At 63.1% G+C, this 12,537-nt stretch carries 15 protein-coding genes; 8 read left to right on the forward strand and 7 right to left on the reverse strand.

Annotated elements, in window-relative coordinates; all coding sequences use genetic code 11:
- Positions 1-117: 117 nt before the first annotated feature.
- Positions 118-1,419: a hypothetical protein gene (locus tag NATTI_RS0105440; RefSeq protein ID WP_006089061.1), complete on the reverse strand. Its 1,302-nt coding sequence runs from the start codon at positions 1,417-1,419 to the stop codon at positions 118-120.
- Positions 1,420-1,567: 148 nt separating this feature from the next.
- On the opposite strand from NATTI_RS0105440, the gene NATTI_RS0105445 reads away from it, so the two are divergent.
- Complete coding sequence (locus NATTI_RS0105445) at positions 1,568-2,020, forward strand: response regulator (RefSeq protein ID WP_027119064.1); 453 nt, start codon at positions 1,568-1,570, stop codon at positions 2,018-2,020.
- 146 nt (positions 2,021-2,166) lie between these two features.
- On the opposite strand, the gene NATTI_RS0105450 is transcribed toward NATTI_RS0105445, so the two are convergent.
- Complete coding sequence (locus NATTI_RS0105450) at positions 2,167-2,976, reverse strand: TrmB family transcriptional regulator (protein WP_006089059.1); 810 nt, start codon at positions 2,974-2,976, stop codon at positions 2,167-2,169.
- Positions 2,977-3,512: 536 nt separating this feature from the next.
- Entirely contained in the window at positions 3,513-3,818 is a 306-nt protein-coding gene (locus NATTI_RS0105455) for a hypothetical protein (protein ID WP_006089058.1), read from the reverse strand.
- A gap of 163 nt (positions 3,819-3,981) precedes the next feature.
- Between NATTI_RS0105455 and NATTI_RS0105460 the strand changes: the two genes are divergently transcribed.
- Positions 3,982-4,455, forward strand: coding sequence for a DUF5812 family protein (locus tag NATTI_RS0105460; RefSeq protein WP_006089057.1), 474 nt, complete (start codon positions 3,982-3,984; stop codon positions 4,453-4,455).
- Positions 4,456-4,530: 75 nt separating this feature from the next.
- Here NATTI_RS0105460 and NATTI_RS0105465 read toward each other — a convergent pair whose 3' ends face one another.
- Positions 4,531-4,905 (reverse strand): hypothetical protein, encoded by a 375-nt coding sequence (locus NATTI_RS0105465; RefSeq protein WP_027119065.1) that lies wholly within the window; start codon positions 4,903-4,905, stop codon positions 4,531-4,533.
- A gap of 117 nt (positions 4,906-5,022) precedes the next feature.
- On the opposite strand from NATTI_RS0105465, the gene secF reads away from it, so the two are divergent.
- Both secF and NATTI_RS0105475 read left to right on the forward strand, forming a co-directional pair.
- Positions 5,023-5,907, forward strand: a complete 885-nt coding sequence (gene secF, locus NATTI_RS0105470; protein ID WP_006089055.1) for a protein translocase subunit SecF — start codon at positions 5,023-5,025, stop codon at positions 5,905-5,907.
- Entirely contained in the window at positions 5,907-7,541 is a 1,635-nt protein-coding gene (locus NATTI_RS0105475) for a preprotein translocase subunit SecD (RefSeq protein WP_006089054.1), read from the forward strand. Before secF ends, NATTI_RS0105475 begins: the two co-directional genes overlap by 1 nt.
- A 32-nt stretch (positions 7,542-7,573) precedes the next feature.
- On the opposite strand, the gene NATTI_RS27605 is transcribed toward NATTI_RS0105475, so the two are convergent.
- Together NATTI_RS27605 and rnhB are read right to left on the reverse strand one after the other, a co-directional pair.
- Positions 7,574-7,678, reverse strand: a complete 105-nt coding sequence (locus NATTI_RS27605) for a DUF7563 family protein (RefSeq protein WP_449289283.1) — start codon at positions 7,676-7,678, stop codon at positions 7,574-7,576.
- Between the two features lie 127 nt (positions 7,679-7,805).
- The gene (rnhB, locus tag NATTI_RS0105485; protein ID WP_006089053.1) at positions 7,806-8,501 is read right to left on the reverse strand and encodes a ribonuclease HII; all 696 of its coding nucleotides are present in this window, start codon (positions 8,499-8,501) and stop codon (positions 7,806-7,808) included.
- 100 nt (positions 8,502-8,601) lie between these two features.
- Here rnhB and NATTI_RS0105490 point away from each other — a divergent pair, with 100 nt between their 5' ends.
- Positions 8,602-8,904, forward strand: coding sequence for a hypothetical protein (locus tag NATTI_RS0105490; RefSeq protein ID WP_006089052.1), 303 nt, complete (start codon positions 8,602-8,604; stop codon positions 8,902-8,904).
- Between the two features lie 54 nt (positions 8,905-8,958).
- On the opposite strand, the gene NATTI_RS0105495 is transcribed toward NATTI_RS0105490, so the two are convergent.
- Positions 8,959-10,332 (reverse strand): tRNA pseudouridine(54/55) synthase Pus10, encoded by a 1,374-nt coding sequence (locus NATTI_RS0105495; RefSeq protein WP_006089051.1) that lies wholly within the window; start codon positions 10,330-10,332, stop codon positions 8,959-8,961.
- A 181-nt stretch (positions 10,333-10,513) separates the two neighbouring features.
- Between NATTI_RS0105495 and NATTI_RS0105500 the strand changes: the two genes are divergently transcribed.
- The 3 genes from NATTI_RS0105500 to NATTI_RS0105510 all read left to right on the forward strand — a co-directional run bounded on the left by NATTI_RS0105500 (position 10,514) and on the right by NATTI_RS0105510 (position 12,412).
- Positions 10,514-11,620: a S1C family serine protease gene (locus NATTI_RS0105500; protein WP_006089050.1), complete on the forward strand. Its 1,107-nt coding sequence runs from the start codon at positions 10,514-10,516 to the stop codon at positions 11,618-11,620.
- A 389-nt stretch (positions 11,621-12,009) separates the two neighbouring features.
- Positions 12,010-12,213: a DUF7511 domain-containing protein gene (locus NATTI_RS0105505; protein WP_006089049.1), complete on the forward strand. Its 204-nt coding sequence runs from the start codon at positions 12,010-12,012 to the stop codon at positions 12,211-12,213.
- 4 nt (positions 12,214-12,217) lie between these two features.
- A complete protein-coding gene (locus tag NATTI_RS0105510) occupies positions 12,218-12,412 on the forward strand; it encodes a hypothetical protein (RefSeq protein ID WP_006089048.1) in 195 nt (64 codons plus the stop codon).
- The last annotated feature ends 125 nt before the right edge of the window (positions 12,413-12,537 follow it).

A 12,537-nucleotide genomic window follows, 5' to 3' on the forward strand; every position in this document is an offset into this window, starting at 1 on the left:
GCGCGCGAGTCGGCTGGGGAGGGTGTGGAAATTACCGTCGCCAGCGTGAGAAGATCGCCCGACTTCACCGCACTCTCCAACGATTATGAGACGTTCAACCGGAAAACGGGAGATCCGCTATCGCTCGATCCGAAGCTCCGTCTTCTCGGCGACGGCTTCGGCCTCTTCGAACTCCCCGCCGCCGAGCAGCCCTCGAGTCGCCTTCTTCGCCCACTCGACGGCCGGCTGTTCGAACGTGTTGACGGCGTAGAGTTCGCCCGCAAGCACGCAGGCCGCCTCCAGCCCGTACAGCAGGCCGCCGAGTTCGTACTCGTCGACGCGCTGGAGTTCGAGCCGGACGTTTGGCCGCCCCGCAGCCGCCAGGCTAGCCTCGGTGGCCTCGAACTCGGCCTCGAGCAGTTCACCGAGCGTCGCGTCGCCGAGATACGCCAGATCCTCGACCTCGGTTTCCGGAATCGACCGATCGGCGGTTTCCCCCGGCGAGACGAACGTTACGAGTTTGTCCCGCGGTCCGGCCCGATAGAGCTGCAGTTGGGAGTGCTGGTCGGTCACGCCGAGTGCGCGCACCGGCGTCTGCCCGAGGTCGTCTTTCCCCAGACTCTCGGCCCAGAGCTGTGCGAACCACTCGGCCGAGGTCTCGAGGGACTCCGCGTAGGGAACCATCGCGTTGATCCCGGCCCCGCGCTGGTCCAGCGCGTAGCTCGTTGCCCCGTAGGCGTAGGCGGGGCAGTCGAACAGCGACCCCGAGAGGGTCTCGCGCTCGGCGGCTGCACCCTCGAGCAAGGCGTCGAGATCGTGGCCGCAGATTTCTGCGGCGACCATCCCCACGGCGGAGAGCGCCGAGAACCGGCCGGGGACACCGTCGGGAACCTTCAACGACGGCAGATCGTGTCGATCCGAGAGGTCCCGAAGGGGGCCGGACTCGCCGGTCGTGACGATGGTCCGCTCTGTCCAGTCGACGCCGGCGTCCTCGAAGGCCTCGCGCACGACCAGAAAGTTGGCCAGCGTCTCCGCCGTCGTTCCCGATCGTGAGACCACGTTGACCGCCGTGTTCTCGAGGGGAAGTCGCTCGAGGTGGCTCGACACCCACTCAGGATCGACGTTGTCGAGGTAGACGGCCTCCGTGTCGCTTTCGTCGGCGAGTGCGTCGGTGATCGTCGCCGCGCCCAGCGCGCTGCCGCCGATACCGACCGTAATCAACGCGTCGGCGTCGGCCACCGGTTCGACGGCCGTTCTGATCTCGTCCGGATCGGTCCGTGCGGGGAGGTTCAGCGCTTCGTAGCCGTGTTCGTGGGATTCCATTCCCCGTTCGATTCGCTCGTGGGCGTCCGCGACCTGTTCGTCCAGTCGTTCGAGAGACTCCCTCGAGACGCCCGGCGAGGAGACGGCTGCGAGCGCGTTCCCGATATCGACGTTCATAGGAAAGCAGGCGACTGCCGGGGTAAAAGTCGTTCCGTGATACGCACGGTCGACTCGCGTTCGAGCGTCCCCGCGGACGATACCGGGAACACCACGTGTGTAGGGGCCAGCTTTAGGCGGCCGACGCCGCTAGTCGTTTTCGAGTACAATGCCCAGTCATACCCCTACCGAGCCGGTGGACATCCTGCTGGTCGAAGACAATCCTGGTGACGTCCGGCTGACACAGGAAGCGTTCAAATCGATCGACAGCGAAATCGAGTTTCACACCGTCGCCGACGGCGAAGCGGCCACGCGGTACTTCGACGTCTGCGGGACGGATACCGAGCGTGTCGATCCCGATCTGGTGCTGCTCGATCTGAATCTCCCGCGGATAGACGGCTTCAGAATCCTCGAGATCCTCAAGGAGGAACTGGACTACCCGCCGCCACCGATTCTCGTCCTCTCGAGTTCGGAGACGGAAGCGGACATCGTCGAGAGCTACGAGCGAGCGGCGAACGCGTACCTCACGAAACCGGACACGCCGGACGAGTTCGACATGCTCGCACAGGCGATCGAGGACTTCTGGATCGACTCGGCACGGCATCCGCCCGCACCGTCGTAGCTCCGCCTCCAGCGACGACGGTCGCCGTCTCGGGCGTTGACGAACGCGTAGAATCCTCGTAGCCAGCCGTTGTCTCTGCCCGGACATGCAGTTTCCGTAAATCGCTTTTCGTGCCGCAAATCTATGAATTTCTACGAGAATCCCTATTAGTCGGCCGGATCCTTTATTTGGGGCAACCCCGCTGTCACTAACCGGCGCAACAACACCACGACCCCGTTCTGGAGCCCTTTGGCGAAGATTGCCTGTTCGCCGGATTCGTCGCCGTCCGGGTAGTACGACCCGATCAGAAGCGTCTCGCGGTCGACGAGCAGGATACGACTGATTGCCACCTCGCTGTCGTCCTCGATGCCGGTGAGCCAGTGGAGACCGGTTTCGAACACCCGAGTGGACGGAAGCTCCGCCTCGAGCGTCTCAGCCGTCGATTCCGTCTGTCCACCGAGGAGAAGCGAGAGGTCGCGATCGATCGCCCCCTCGAGGCCCTCGAACAGCGCGTCGGACATGATCTCGTCGTCGACGACGAGGAGCGCGATTTCGGACTCCGCGTTCTCGATGAGCTCGAGGGTCCGCGACTCGATCGCGTCGTGACCGGTCAACGACCAGATCTCCTGGACGTGATCGTCCTCGTCCGGGTTCTGAACGTCCGTATTCTCGAGATACGTCTCGAGCGTATCGATCCGACTGGCGTACTTCTGCCGAAGATTCTGCGTCGCTTCGGAAATGCTGACGGCGCGATACAGCTGTGGACTCGAGTGTTGTACTTCCACTAATCCCTGGGACTCGAGCACCCGTATCGCGTCGTACACCCTCGTGCGCGGGACATCGGAGATCTCGTGTATCTCCTTGGCCGTCCCCATGGGCAGTTTGTTCAATGCGACGAAGCAGCGCGCCTCGTACTCCTGTAGTCCGAGGTCCTGCAGTAGACTGATCGCTTCCGTTGTAGTTTCGTCCTGTGTCATGGCCCAACCACGAATTCGGAAATCCGAGTATCTAGAATACAGAGCGCGCATGCAAAAGAATTCGTGTTTAAGTGTCCGTCAAAAGTAGTATGTTCACAAACAATCTTGAACGGGAAAGTTCACTCAGATAATCACACAAGCTACTTCAGGGTGCGTTGGTTACGAAGGAGTGACAGGCCCCGTTTGGCCCAACCACGACAGGGCCTGTCAGTTTTAACCGATCTACAGGCGGTTAAGGCAGAGTGCCTCGGATTCGTACGGAAATCGAAGATTTCCGTGACTGAGCGAATCAGAGATTCGCGATGTCCGCGAAGCCTACAGCTTCGCTTGATGACGAGACGCTTTGCGTCTCGAACCACTTGACCCCGAGGCAGTTCACTCGAGCGTCTCGCTGCTCGGATGTCCACCGATCACCGCCCACGATAGGCTCGACTGTCGGTCTCAGCTCAAACTGTTACCACCGACTCTCCGTTCGAACGGCTGCTCCGCTGTCCGAGGGGCGTATCCGACGTACTAACGACCGCGCCATGATTCGGTTATAACGACGTTGCTGGGAACGTTTTGCGATGGTCGACTAGTACCTCCAAAACTGGCATGATCTCGTCGAACTGAGGACCCGATTCGATCGCGTTGGCGTTCGGATACCAGTTGATAAAGCCATAATCGTCCAGCATGGGGAGATGGACGTGGTAGCGTTTGAACCGTTCGTTGCCGCCATTCGCGATCGTGTCGGGTGGAGAGTCGATATTGACCGAGTCAGGTTCGTCCGCGAGGTCGAATAGAATTTGCCGTCGCTCTGGATCCGCTAACGCGGTGAACAGGTTATCGTGTATGGATGCCATCCGTAGATGCACACTAGTCAGCGGAGATAAGTTATCTTAGTACATTTTCACGTCAGATTGTATTTTGAGTAACTGAGTGAATGGGTGTCCACTCCGTTTTCGAGCGCGGAGCGCGCGGCCGAAAGCCGAAACCCGGAAACCGAACCCCGCCGTACGACCGACCATGACCGAAACCACCGGCACGTTCGTCGTCACCCACGCCGAGAGCGAGTCGGCCGTCGTCCGCGACGTCGAGACTGCACAGGTCCACACCCTCGCGTCGAATCCTGGCCTCGAGGTCCACGATGTCCTCGAGGCGACCGTCGCCCCCGACCCGCCGCTCGAGGTGACGTGGCAGGTCGTCGAGGTCGACGACCGGCGCTCGATCGACCTGGTCGACAGCGACCTCGAGCCCACCCAACTGGAGAAGGAACTGGCCGCCGACGCTGACATCGGTGACCTGATTCAAGAGGAGCGCGCGGGTACCGGCGAAATTCACGTCTTCCGCGTCCCCGAAGACGAGGTCGAAGCGGCAGCTCAGGACGTCCTCGACGACGAAGAGACGGTGGCCCGTGCGGCACGACTCGAAGCGGTTCGCGTCGAGGTTCGCCGCTCCCCCGAGGACGGCGTGCTGAGCGTTCGCTATCTGCCGGATTGACGGTCGAACCGGCTCGGGTCCGCTCCGCGCAGGCGTCGCGGAACCGGCTCGGACAGCGGCCGCTGAGCGTCGTCTTCAGGCGCGACTCGGTCCGTCCTCGCTCTGGACGCGCCAGCTACCCTCGAGCCCGCAGGCCTCCCGCACCTCGTAGCTGATCTCGGTTTCGGCGTCGACTCGAGCGCCGCCGTCGACGCGTTCGACGCGCAGCGGGACGTCCAAGGTGTTGCCACAGCAGCCGACGCCGACGAACTCCTCCCAGACGTCGCCCGCTCGAGCCTCGTCTCGAGTCTTGCGCAGGAACGCGCGAAACGACGGCTTCTCGACCTGAAACCGTCCCCAGTCGGAGAGGTCCGCGGGATAGGAAATCACGACGCGCTCGGCGGTCCTCGTGCTCGACTGATCGGTCGGTTCGATCGATCGTCCCGAATTCTGACCTGATTCAGGCGTCATAACTACCGAGACGGTCTCGAACGGCTTCAGCTCACCGCCCCGAGAGTAACGTTCTTCGAAAAACATGCTGTAGAAATTGAGAAGGCTTACTTTAGCTGACCCCCAGTGGTCGCGTACATGGGGTATTTCGACGTACCGGAGTTCGACTACACCCGGTACAGCAACCGCCAACTCGCGGCGGTGCCGCTAGCCGTTCTCGCGGTTGCATTGCTCGTCCTCACTGGCTCGTTTCTCGCGACCGGCGCGCCGGTACAGCTGGGGATGGACTTCGCCGGCGGCTCCGAGCTGACGGTCCAGACCACCTCCTCGGAGGAGGAGATCGCACAGGCGTTCAACGAGGAGCCCGAGTCGGTGCAGGCAGTTACCGCCCCCGACACGGAGAATCAGTACATCATCCAGTTCACCTCGACCGACCTCTCGTCGCTGACCGAGCAAGCCGAGGCGAACCTAGCGCAGGATGGTGATACAGCCGTCGTCCAAGAGGAGCGGACGGTCTCGGAGACCTTCGGCGAACAGACCCAGCAGACTGCCCTCCTGGGAATCGCCGTCGCGTTCCTCGGGATGAGCGTGCTCGCGTTCTTGCTCTTTCGGACGTTCGTCCCGTCGATCGCGATCGTCCTCTCAGCGTTTTCGGACATCGTGATCCCGCTCGCGTTCATGACGGTCACCGGCATCTCGCTCTCGCTGGGGACCGTCGCCGCGCTGTTAATGTTGATCGGTTACTCGGTCGACTCGGACATCCTGTTGAACAACCAGATCCTGCGCCGGCAGGGTGACTTCTACGAGAGCACCCTTCAGGCGACACGGACGGGGGTCACGATGACGGTCACGTCGATGGCCGCGATGCTCGTGATGGGCATCTCCGCGTGGCTGTTCGGCGTCGAACTGCTGGCGTCGATCGGGATCATCCTCTTCGTTGGCCTCGCGGCCGACCTGATGAATACGTACATGTTAAATCTGAGCCTGCTTCGGTGGTACAAGTTCCACGGGGTGAGATCATAATGGGGCCAATCAGCTTCGTCAAGGAGTACTGGCGGCTGATGCTGTTGCTCGTCTTCGTCAGCTTCGCCCTCGTCGCCCTCTTTATTCCCGGTGGCATCATGGCCGACGACAGCTACGTCGACGGCGAGAGCGTCAACGACAACCCGACGAACCTCGAGTACGGGCTCGGGCTCGACGGCGGGACCCGAATTAGCGCACCCGTCATCGGCATGACCGCCGAGAATATCGACGCCGGGGCCGTCGACGAAGACGACGGCCAGGTCGACCGGGAACGGCTCAACGAGATCGAGTCGATCCTCTACGACAACGACGAGTTCGAACTCGAGACCGGCGACGCACGCGTCAGCGTCGACGACGACGGCAACGTTCACGCCGAGGTGTTCACTGACGAAGTGACCGAAGAACAGTTCGCCGCAGCGCTCGCTGAAGCCGGCGTCGAGGTCGATCCCGACGAGGACATCCGCGACGGCGTGACCGCCGAGACGCGCACTCAGATGATCGAGACCATCCAGTCGAAGATCAACGAGGCGGGTCTCGACGGCGGTGACGCCTACGAGTCCGAACAGCTCGGCGGCCAGCACTACATCGTCACCGAAGTGCCGGACATGGATCCCGACGAGCTCCGCGACCTGCTCTCCGAGCGCGGTATCGTCGAGGTCGTCGCCTACTACCCCGAAGACGATACGGGCAACCACACGAACGAGACGGTGCTCGAGGGCGGCGATATCGCGACGGTCGATCCGCCCCAGACCTCGGAGCGCGGCGGCGGATACGAAGTCCCGGTCGAAGTCTACAGCAACGCCGCACCCGAGTTTCAGAGCCGAATGAACGATCTCGGCTTCACCGGCGAAGGGCAGGGGATGTGTCAACTTAGCGGGGGCGAGGACGGAGTCAACTTCAACCACGACGGACCGCAGTACTGCCTGCTCACGGTCGTCGACGGCGAGCCGATCGACGCCCACTCGATGGGGCAGAACCTCGCCGAACCGATGGCGGCCGAGACCTGGGCGAGCGATCCGTCGTTCGTCATGGGTGCGCCGGACCAACAACAGGCACAGGGCCTCTCGGTGAGCCTCCAGGCCGGTGCGATGCCCGCGCCGCTTGACTTCAGTCAGGAGCAGACGTACTCGCTGTCGCCCGCGCTCGCCGATCAGTTCAAGCTCTACTCGCTGATCATCGGCGGCCTGTCGGTGCTGACCGTCAGCGGGATGGTCTTCCTGCGCTACCGCGACGTCCGCGTCGCCTCGCCGATGATCCTCACCGCGATGGCGGAGGTGGTCATCCTCCTCGGCTTCGCGGCGCTGATACGTATGCCGCTGGATCTCTCTCACGTCGCTGGCTTCATCGCCGTCGTCGGAACGGGGGTGGACGACCTCATCATCATCGCCGACGAGGTGATGGACGACGGCGACGTCAGCTCACAGCGGGTGTTCGAGTCGCGGTTCCGCAAGGCGTTCTGGATCATCGGGGCCGCCGCCGCGACGACGATCATCGCGATGTCGCCGCTGGCCGTGTTGAGCCTCGGCGACCTGCGCGGGTTCGCGATCATCACCATCCTCGGCGTGCTGATCGGGGTCCTGATTACCCGTCCAGCCTACGGGGACATCCTCCAGCGGCTGCTGACGGACAAGTAGACGGCGGGCGGTCGTTCGATCTTTTCGTTCGGTTATTCGTCTCGACAGCGCGGACACCAGTCGACGGTTCCGTCGTGACCGTACGCACGTGCGAAGTCGAGAGAGACGGGGTCGTTACAGGTAGTGCAGATCGGCATCTCGAGCACGGAAACTGGACGCCGTAACGGCAATGAGCTGGCAGCCTGCCATCGAAACCCGCTCGAGTCGGTCGCGAGACGAGCTAATAGTTCGCGTCAATCGAGGTGAGAGTTGGGACGTCCGCGATCAGAACTGCTCGAGGCCCGTCTGTTCAGCCTCGGCCAGCAGGTCCTCACAGGTCGACCACGACTCGCGGGCGAACGGCGGGAGTGTGGCGTGCTCGTCGACGTAGGTCTCGAGAAATTCGCGCGTGTTCGGATCGCTCGGATAGCCGCTGCCGACGGGGCCGTACTCCTCGGCGATGGCGGCGACGTGGGCGTCGCGTTCGACCTTGGCGACGATACTGGCCGCGCCGACGATCTTCGAGTCGTCGTCGGCCCCGTGGCGGGCGTCGATCTCGAGTGCATCCGTGGGCGCCTCGAGCGACGACACAGCAGAGCAGGCCTGGCTCACCCGTCGAGCGAACCGATCGGCGTCGGTGTCACAGGCGTCACACAGGCCCGCAATCGAGTCGGACTCGAGTGCATTGTCGTCGAGTCCCTCGAGGGCGCTGCCGATCGCCTCGGCGTGGGCCGCGACGGCCAGCGAGTTCATGTCCGTTTCTGGATCGTCGATTCGCGCCGTCGTAATCTCGGCGACGCCGACGCGGATCCGATCGTCCTCGCGGATGGTGGCCGCCAGTTCCTCGCGGCGCTCGGGTGCGAGTCGCTTCGAGTCCGCGATGCCGTTCGGCAGGATCGTCGGGTCCTCGAGTGCGACGCTCGCGGCGAACATCGAGCCGAACACCGGTCCCTTGCCGGCTTCGTCGACGCCGAATTGCATGTCACGTGGATCAGCGGCCGGCCGCTAAACCGTTGCGTTGTCCGATCGTCGGTCAGTCAATCACGTACTACTATTAAGCTGGACGGAAGATTGACACGTTATGAGTTCGAACCCGAGTCGGGTTCAGTTTCGCGCACCCGACGAACTAGTCGAGCGAGCGAATATTCTGGCGACAGCCCTCGAGACGGAGCGTGAGGACATCCTTGCTACTGCACTCCGAGAGTATCTCGACGACGCGGTATGCGACGACGAGATCGAGCAGGAGATCGCCGCTGCGTACTACGATGCGGCGATCACGGACGAGCAACTGGCTTCACTCGTGGGACGTGCGCAAGCGACGAATTTTCGCGCCCTCAAACGACAGCTCAAGCCGTCGTACGTCGATGAAATCGCCGATTTGTAGCAACAATACCAGTTGGTGAGATCGAGATGCCTCGTCCTCGGTAAGAAAAAAGAGTTACGCGTCTACCGACGCCCTCTCCCCGTCATCACGCGGCTCGTCCCGGAAGTACGCCTCGAGTTCGAACGGTTCGTCCTCACCTTCGACGCTGAGCACGTCTAGCGCCGTCACCTCGGCGTCGGTCTCGAGCACTCCTGCCAGACTCGGCACCGTGCGGCCGTCGTCGCTGCTGACGAGTTCCTTGACGTAGAGGCCACCTTCGCCGTGGATTCGAACCTCAGCCTGCGTCGGCTCGAGGAGCTCTCCGTCCATCTCGTAGACGGTTCGCTCGCGCGTCAGCGCCGCTCGCCGGTGGTCGACCCGCTGGGGCGTGTCCTGCTCGACGGTGGCGCCGGTGAGTTCCTCGAGCGCGGCCTCGAAATCGCCCTCTTCGACGGGGTCAGCGAACTCGACATCAGCGCGATACTGCTTGCTCGCGTCGTGTTCCTTGACGCGCTCGACCATGTCGTAGGTCGCGAGTCGGAGGCCGTCGACCTCGACCGATCCCGCGGCGGCCTCGTTGATCTCTCGCTCGAGAGATTCGACGTCGACCTCCCGCGTGCTCGGCCGCTTGACCTCGAGGACGAACGGCCGGCCGTCCTCGAGCATTCGGGCGTCGACGTCCTCGCGGCCCGCGCCGTGGAAGGTTCCCTCGTCGCCGTCCATCGCCTCGACGACGTGGGGGCGAACGACCTGTTCGACGCTCGTGTCGTACAGGTAGCCAGAGCCGCCGCAGTAGTCACAGGGCTCCTCGCCCGTGTCGGCTAACTGGATCCCGCTACCGCCACACTCTCTACAGGGCCACTCCGTCTGGGGAATATCGCGCTCGAGTTTGCGGTAGCGGCCGTAGACGAACGCGGGGTTAACCTGCACGTCGACCGCGTGGCTCGTGACCGAGTCGGCGTCGAGGGCCTCGAAGGGATCGAACCCCTCGAGATCGACGATCGCGAGGACATCCGGGCGGTCGAAGTCCACGTCAGTCCCGGTTATATTTCCGATTCGAATGCCCACCTCGCGGTTTACTTCTCGTTTGAGCGACTCGCCGACGTCGGGTTCGAGCCCGGCGTCCTCCCGAAGGAGCCGTTCGTTCTCTTCGACCAGCGGCGGCACGCGGGAGCCGACCTGGTAGGTGTCGAAGTCGACGGTCTCGAGGGCGTCCGCGATCGTATTCGCGATCGCGTCGAACGTGCCGCAGTACCCCTCACAGACCCAGCAGTCGGCGGGGGCGACGGGATCGTAGTCCTCGTCGTCGTCCATCGCGATCGTCGTGCGCAGCGCCCGGCCGCGCTCGTCGTTCGTCAGTCCGAAACTCCGTGCGGCGAAGGGGCGACCGAGACAGGAGTCGCAGATGGCTCCCGTCTCAAGCAGCGCGCGGGCGTCGTCCGTGATCATATCCCGGAAATCGGGCGGCCGCGGGTAACACGTTTTCCCTTCGGCCGGCGCGTCACTCCAACTCTCGTCAGTAGGTGGCTCACTCCCAGCAACCGTCTCGTGTGCTGACTAGTTTACCACCACGACATACCAACACACGTGAGCCCGGAGGTTCAAATGGGTAGGGTCCTATCCCCCGGACATGAACGATTCTGGACTGGATCGGCGCGGCTTTCTTTCGCTCTCCGCCGCCGGAGTCGCCGGCGTGTTCGCCGGGTGTGCGGAACCGCGGACCGAGAGCTCGATCGAGGGGAACTCCTCGAGCCAGATCGACCGGGACAATCTCGCCGAGGGCTCGACCTACACCGACATCTACGAGGCGGTCATCGACTCGGTCACGCAGGTTCAGGTTTCCGGCATCGAAGACCCGCTCACGGGTGAGGAAGGGCAGGGACAGGGCTCCGGGTTTCTCTTCGACGGCTCCTACGTGGTCACGAACGACCACGTCGTCGCCGACGGGAACGAGATCGATCTGCAGTACGTCAACGGCGACTGGACGAGTACGCGGTTGGTCGGCACCGACTTCTACACCGATCTGGCCGTGCTCGAGGCCGATCACGTCCCCGAGGCTGCGACACCGCTTTCGCTCTCCGAGGAGTACCCGGTGGTCGGTCAGGAGGTGCTCGCGATCGGCAACCCCTTCGGCCTCGAAGGGACGATGACGAAGGGGATCGTCAGCGGCGTCGATCGAACGCTCGACACGCGGGACCGGGACTTCTCCTACTCGAACGTGGTTCAGACCGACGCCGCGGTCAACCCCGGGAACAGCGGCGGTCCGCTCGTCGATCTCGACGGAAACGTCGTCGGCGTCATCAACGCCGGCGGCGGCGACAACATCGGCTTTGCGATCTCGGCGGCGATGACGAGCCGCGTCGTACCGTCGCTCATCGAGACCGGCGAGTACGAACATCCCTACATGGGAATCGGGCTCGTGAGCGTCGATCGTCACATCGCAGAGGCGAACGATCTCCCCGAAGCGACCGGGGTCATCGTCACTCACGTCGAACCCGGCGAGGCCGCTGACGGCGTGCTCGAGGAAGCCACGATCCGCGAGGGGAGTGACCCGGTTCCCGTCGGCGGCGACGTCATCTTCGAGATCGACGGCGAACCGATTCCCGACCGTCACGCGCTCTCGACGTATCTCGAACTCGAGACCAGTCCGGGCGAGACGATCGAGATCGACTGCTGGCGGGACGGCGCAGAGATCACGGAATCGCTGACGCTCGGCAGCCGTCCGCCGGCCCAGTGAAATCCGCCTCGTTGTGATATAGTAACAACTGCAACGATTTACACACTGATCGCCGAACGGTCTGGCGATCAGGTGTGCAATGACTTGCAGTGGCTACTATAGTTCGGCAACGCTTCGCCTCGAGTTCACCACGGTTGCAGCGCTCGAGCGTCGTGAGACGGTTCGAAAGCACCCCCTACACCGACGGCAGTGCCGGCAACAGCTGACGGGGCGGTCGTAATTCCGCCGTACACGTTAGCGACGGTTTCGTTCTCGGTTTCGTGAATGAACGATCTGAACTGCGGCGGAACTGAACGCTATCGTCACTGTTCAACCGATTAGCAGGTCGATAACAATAGGATACTCTCGGGTAGCCGTATCCAGAGCGATTCCCCCATCGCCTGCCACGCATGAACACGGACATCAACACTGACGACGACGCGCAGTCACCGCCCGACGAACCGACGACGGAACTGGATCACGTGACCGTCGAGAATGACGACGCGCCGAACGAGTGTGCGATCTTCCCCCGAGAGGCGAGCGAAGAGGCCCTGATGACCAACTGGATCTCCGCCCACGAAGACTCGTTCGTCGCAGTGGAGTCGATGCGCTGATGCCATGAGCGTTCACCTTGGCCACGCGATCACCGCTGCTGGATTCTGGCTCGGCACCCTCCTGCCGGTCGCCTATCTTCCGGTCTTTCTCGCCGGCATCGACTCGGTCGCCACGCTGTCGATCCTCGTCGGACTCCTCACGATCCACGCGCTCGCCCTGATCGTCGGCCACGAGTATCCCAGTTCGCGGACCCGCTGACGGCCTCCCGTGCCAACGGCGAGGTCTCCTTTCAGCCCTCCCCACCCGTTCGTGGTCGCTCGAGTCCGAACTCGGCTGCGTCGCGCCGACGGACTGTTCGACGCAGACGCACGCGGCATCCCGTC

Origin of the sequence: Natronorubrum tibetense GA33, from assembly GCF_000383975.1 — an archaeon.
GTDB lineage: Archaea > Halobacteriota > Halobacteria > Halobacteriales > Natrialbaceae > Natronorubrum > Natronorubrum tibetense.

Bases quoted from the DNA above. Each gene is read 5' to 3' on its own strand.
- NATTI_RS0105510 (WP_006089048.1), top strand. From the start codon at position 12,218: ATGAGCGTTCACCTTGGCCACGCGATCACCGCTGCTGGATTCTGGCTC.
- rnhB (WP_006089053.1), bottom strand. From the start codon at position 8,501: ATGCAATTCGGCGTCGACGAAGCCGGCAAGGGACCGGTGTTCGGCTCG.
- NATTI_RS0105500 (WP_006089050.1), top strand. From the start codon at position 10,514: ATGAACGATTCTGGACTGGATCGGCGCGGCTTTCTTTCGCTCTCCGCC.
- NATTI_RS0105475 (WP_006089054.1), top strand. From the start codon at position 5,907: ATGGGGCCAATCAGCTTCGTCAAGGAGTACTGGCGGCTGATGCTGTTG.
- NATTI_RS0105455 (WP_006089058.1), bottom strand. From the start codon at position 3,818: ATGGCATCCATACACGATAACCTGTTCACCGCGTTAGCGGATCCAGAG.
- NATTI_RS0105465 (WP_027119065.1), bottom strand. From the start codon at position 4,905: ATGACGCCTGAATCAGGTCAGAATTCGGGACGATCGATCGAACCGACC.
- NATTI_RS0105440 (WP_006089061.1), bottom strand. From the start codon at position 1,419: ATGAACGTCGATATCGGGAACGCGCTCGCAGCCGTCTCCTCGCCGGGC.
- secF (WP_006089055.1), top strand. From the start codon at position 5,023: ATGGGGTATTTCGACGTACCGGAGTTCGACTACACCCGGTACAGCAAC.
- NATTI_RS0105505 (WP_006089049.1), top strand. From the start codon at position 12,010: ATGAACACGGACATCAACACTGACGACGACGCGCAGTCACCGCCCGAC.
- NATTI_RS0105445 (WP_027119064.1), top strand. From the start codon at position 1,568: ATGCCCAGTCATACCCCTACCGAGCCGGTGGACATCCTGCTGGTCGAA.
- NATTI_RS0105460 (WP_006089057.1), top strand. From the start codon at position 3,982: ATGACCGAAACCACCGGCACGTTCGTCGTCACCCACGCCGAGAGCGAG.
- NATTI_RS0105490 (WP_006089052.1), top strand. From the start codon at position 8,602: ATGAGTTCGAACCCGAGTCGGGTTCAGTTTCGCGCACCCGACGAACTA.
- NATTI_RS27605 (WP_449289283.1), bottom strand. From the start codon at position 7,678: ATGCCGATCTGCACTACCTGTAACGACCCCGTCTCTCTCGACTTCGCA.
- NATTI_RS0105495 (WP_006089051.1), bottom strand. From the start codon at position 10,332: ATGATCACGGACGACGCCCGCGCGCTGCTTGAGACGGGAGCCATCTGC.
- NATTI_RS0105450 (WP_006089059.1), bottom strand. From the start codon at position 2,976: ATGACACAGGACGAAACTACAACGGAAGCGATCAGTCTACTGCAGGAC.